Annotated in this window: 1 protein-coding gene; it reads right to left on the bottom strand. The window is 63.5% G+C overall.

Annotated features, from left to right (window positions below; genetic code table 11):
• Nucleotides 1–80: 80 nt before the first annotated feature.
• A complete protein-coding gene (locus tag PY650_RS36525) occupies nt 81–638 on the bottom strand; it encodes a reverse transcriptase domain-containing protein (RefSeq protein WP_285884960.1) in 558 nt (185 codons plus the stop codon).
• Nucleotides 639–959: the final 321 nt, after the last annotated feature.

Genomic DNA, 959 nt, shown 5'->3' on the forward strand with positions numbered 1-959 from the left:
GGACAGAGAAAAGGTCTATGGATCAAGACCATAGATCAAAACCCAACCCTCTTCGAACACATGCCATGAGCCAGGGGGCATTATGAAAGTCGATCCAAGAACTTCTCCAGGTCCACATCCACCACGATCCTCCGCCCGGACTGCACGAACGATTGTGCCGCAAGGACGGCATCGTGCGCACTGCGCCCCGGACGGAAGCCGTAGCTGTGCTGGCTGAAGGCCGGATCAAGGATCGGCTGAAGGACTTGCAGGAGCGCCTGTTGGATCAGGCGGTCCAGCACCGAGGGGATGCCAAGCTCGCGCTCGCCGCCCCCAGGCTTCGGGATCATCACGCGACGCACCGGCTGCGGCCGATACGTCCCCTCCCGCAGGCTCTTGCAGATGGCAGGCCAGCACTGGCGCAGCATCGCAGCCGTCTGGTCGATATCCAGTCCGTCCACACCCGCCGCGCCCTTGTTGGCGCGCACCTGCTTGAAGGCTTTCAGGAGGTTGTCTCGCTTCAGGACCGCATCAAGCAGCCCCGCACCTGTGTCGTTGACGCTCCGCGGCGGGGGCGCAGCTTCGTCGAGATCGGAGGCCTGGCGGGCTTCACCCGCCTGCTTCCCCGACCTCCCGGTTTGTCCCGGCATCTGACGCATGGCCTTGCTCATCCTCGGTGCAACTTCACTCTCTCTCGTTCGGCCCTTCGTTCGCGCCAAAACGCTCCCTACTACGACCTCTGCTGACTTCTCGCTCCGGCTCGACACCGTCGCCCTTTCAGGCACAAGGCGAGATCTCCCCAGGTAAGAACGCACTCCTTCCCTGCACGACCGCCGGATTTACGCCACCGACCCTTGGTCACAAGAGCTTCGCGGTCGTTGGCCCGCTCGCCCTGGTCGGCACCGCCTCATATCCGGTTCTTGTTCATCGGCCCACAGGTTCGATCCACGCTTCCTCCCCACGGTCGGTCGCCCTTCCGC

Origin of the sequence: Martinezella calliandrae (assembly GCF_030272695.1) — a bacterium.
Taxonomy (GTDB): Bacteria; Pseudomonadota; Alphaproteobacteria; order Rhizobiales; family Rhizobiaceae; genus Rhizobium; species Rhizobium calliandrae.

What these genes read in the sequence shown, in the direction of transcription:
- PY650_RS36525 (WP_285884960.1), bottom strand. Translation starts at nt 638, where the DNA reads ATGCGTCAGATGCCGGGACAAACCGGGAGGTCGGGGAAGCAGGCGGGT.